Below are 3,126 nucleotides of genomic sequence, written 5' to 3'. Positions count from 1 at the left end.
GCGGGGGCAGCGGAGGCGGGGGATGGTGAAGTTCCCTCCCACTGGGTTTCGTATGGGCATCGTCGGCCGCCATCCGGGCGCCGGTGGATCAGTAACAATTCGTGAAGTCTAGCCTCCGGCCGACCGCTATAACGTCGAAGATGTCGAGCCTGCTCACTCCCGCCCAAGTTGCTGATTTCCTCGCTCGTATCGCCGACACGTCGATCACCAGGCTCCAGCAATTGCTTCCTTGGAACTGGCGGCCAACGAAGTCCCTGCAAGGTTAGGCTGCCTAACCTGCGGCCCCTCACGGGAAGCTTCCCTCTACGCTCGTAGGGCATCCGCCGAACCTTTTAGCGACTTCAGCCGCGCGTCGTCCGTGGGCTCAGGGGGGGCACGATTCCCTTCACGGCCCAGGCGACCGCTACATAGGACCGTGGACCATCGACGTCACCGTCGAGGTAAGCAGAACGGACAGCATCGCGAAGCCTCATGCGTGCGTGCTCATCGAGTGTCGCGACATACTCGGCCCCCGGCCCATCCTTGCCGATGTATGGCGTCCAGTAGTCGTCGAAGGAAGTGAACTCCATGCGTATCGCAAGCTCTGCCGTCTCGACCTCGGCAAGGCCGGCTTGACGCCAAGCCGAGTCCAGTTCGCCCGGCCGGGTCATCGGACGGGTGCAGGCGCGCGCGCGACGCAATCCAGCGACGGGATCAAGCGCAGCCGCCGTATCGAGGAACAGGCGACTGGCAACAAAGCCGCCCCGTGCGTCCCATACGGCGGCAGCGACCGTCGCTCCAGGTCGCGCGACGCGACGCATCTCTGCCACTGCCCGATCCTGCTGAGAAACGAAATGCAGCATCAAGAGCGACAGGACCCGGTCGAATGTCGCGTCACCGAAAGGCAGAGCGCATGCGTCGCCGACGCGAAAGGAGACGCGCGGATCTGAGTTGCTGCGGGCGGCATGTTCGATGTAGGACGGCGCGTAGTCTATCCCGCAGACTGCTTGGAGGTCGGGCCGCTGGGACAGCAGAAACGTCAGGCTGCCGGTGCCGCAGCCGACGTCCAACACCCGTTCACCGCTCGAGGCCCCGGCGAATGCCAGGAATGGAACAGCAAGCCGGCGGCTCCAACGCCCCATCTGCAGCTCATAACCGTCACCAGTGCTGGCGTTGAACGTCGATGCAGCCGTCATTGCGCACTCCAGTCAGCCCGGACGGGAAACTTACCCTACGGTGAGGCATCCAGGACATTGGTAGACTCAAACCGCCACCTTCCCCTGACGCTTATATCGCGACTAACCAAGGCAACTAGCTAATACGGCTTCCCAACACTGCCCGGTCAGCATCCCCATAGTGAAGCAGTCAAGAACAGCGGTTTCCATGTTGCCGCTGTTGCCAACAGAAACAATGTAGTCGCCCTCAGGGCGGCGGACTGCCCAGCCGCCGGCATCGATGCTAGGCATCTGGCCGCGATAGAAGGTGCGCTATACGCTGCTGCATTGCGCCGACAGATAGGGAAGCGCGTCCAAGAAGCCTCAGGCCAGCCACCAAAAGGCGGCTGGCGACTGTCTGGGTCAAGCAGGGGCTCATCGGCCGTGTGAAGCACCCGCGCTGCGTCCAGTTCAGCGGGCCAACATACACAGCTGTAAAGCTGTGAAGACATACAGAACGGTCGCCATTGTGGAACGATTCGCCGGCCTGGGGCTTGTCGATGTGGCGGTCGATCCCTCGATGGTGTAGCCGCTTGAAATCGCAGGAAGCCCGTCGCTCATGCTATTAGTTGCGACGGGCTTTTTGTTTTGACACCACGGTGTTGGAAGCCACGGCGATCTGCCCGCGAAGCCGCGCGAGATGCTCGCCGCTCAATGCCTGCATCTCCAGCAGGAAATCCAAGAAGGCACGAGCCTTCTCTGTGGGCAGATGACCACCTTCTAGCAAAGCAATAAGCTCGCGTTGGCGGGCTATATGGCCCATGCCATAGCGGACGAGCCCTTCAACCTTTTTGATATCGTCTTCGACGTTCATCATCCCGATAATAGGCGGCAGAGGTAAACCGGAGACGAATACGGTTTCTGGCGGAGCGGGTGATGCTTGATAATCTGCAATGGCGCTGGCCAATTTGCAGCGTTAGAGGGATCAACCGGGGGATACCCATGAAGAAGACCTACGAGAAACCTGTGCTCGTTCCTAAGGCAAAGCTTTCGGCCATCGTCGCCGGGCCGTCGGTGCCGCCTCCACCGCCTCCGCCTGTTCCGTAACCGACGCGGCCTGGATGTGAGAGCCCGTTGGTCCCTATACCGGCGGGCTTTTTCGTTTCCACACGCAATTCAGGCAAGCGCATGTCCGGACGGCACCACGCACTCTTGGCGGAGAGCATCTCCGCGCCGGGTCCGGGTTGGCATGCCGACGAGAACCAGCAACGGGTCCCATTCGTTGCGGGCTTCCTTGGAAACAGACTGAACGCAGTTGGCCCGCTGTCCGCGGCAGCGCGCTTTCTTAACGCGGCGTGATGGGGCGAGAGAGGGTGCGACCGTCGAACCGACGGGGGCGGGGTGCTGACGGCCGCTGAGCACGAGAGGCCATGAAGTCAGCAAACTGCGTTGCGTGAGGCCCTCAATCTACTGTGTCATGATTCGGCAGGCCGGCCTACCTGCTGACCGAACTGCGGCTGCCCGTGGCAACTTGAGTCAGCAGGCGGCTACCTGGCCTCATTACGCCACTGGATCGCCCCTTGTGATAGCGCGGCCCGCTTGGTCACGAGGGAAATCCAGCCATGTTCTATGCCGTCCTCGCCTATCACGTGGAAGACACTGTGCAGTCCTGGACGGCAGATGAGGATGCCGCCTTGATGAAAGACCTGCTCGAGGGCAAGCTCGGGCCGGCGGCCAGGCTTGGCGCGACGGCGGAGGCCGTGACGCTGCGTGGTCCGGGCGATGGCATTGTGATCGACGGTCCCTTCGCCGAGACCAAGGAGCAATTGCTCGGCCTCTATGTCCTCGACTGCGCGAACCAGGACGAGGCGATCGCGGCCGCGCGCGACTTGAAGCGCGTCAATCCCAGCGCTGTTTACGAGATCCGGCCGATCATGCTCTATCTGCCAGGCGCGCCGCTGGCTGCTGGCGAGGAGTGAGAAGAGCCTGCCAC

General features: G+C 62.2%; 3 protein-coding genes. 1 reads left to right on the top strand and 2 read right to left on the bottom strand.

Going from position 1 to position 3,126, the window contains the following annotated elements; translation table 11 throughout:
- Positions 1 to 341: 341 nt before the first annotated feature.
- Positions 342 to 1,175 carry a class I SAM-dependent methyltransferase gene (locus AC0L2L_RS33210; protein WP_473584000.1) on the bottom strand — a complete coding sequence of 278 codons (834 nt, stop codon included), beginning with the start codon at positions 1,173 to 1,175 and terminating at the stop codon, positions 342 to 344.
- A gap of 583 nt (positions 1,176 to 1,758) precedes the next feature.
- Positions 1,759 to 2,100 carry an exodeoxyribonuclease VII small subunit gene (locus tag AC0L2L_RS33205; RefSeq protein WP_473583999.1) on the bottom strand — a complete coding sequence of 114 codons (342 nt, stop codon included), beginning with the start codon at positions 2,098 to 2,100 and terminating at the stop codon, positions 1,759 to 1,761.
- A gap of 655 nt (positions 2,101 to 2,755) precedes the next feature.
- Here AC0L2L_RS33205 and AC0L2L_RS33200 point away from each other — a divergent pair.
- Positions 2,756 to 3,112, top strand: a complete 357-nt coding sequence (locus tag AC0L2L_RS33200) for a YciI family protein (RefSeq protein WP_473583998.1) — start codon at positions 2,756 to 2,758, stop codon at positions 3,110 to 3,112.
- Positions 3,113 to 3,126: the final 14 nt, after the last annotated feature.

Source organism: Mesorhizobium sp. WSM4832 (assembly GCF_055811115.1).
Note: the sequence above shows the minus strand (reverse complement) of the source record. Positions and strands in the feature narration are given on the sequence as shown.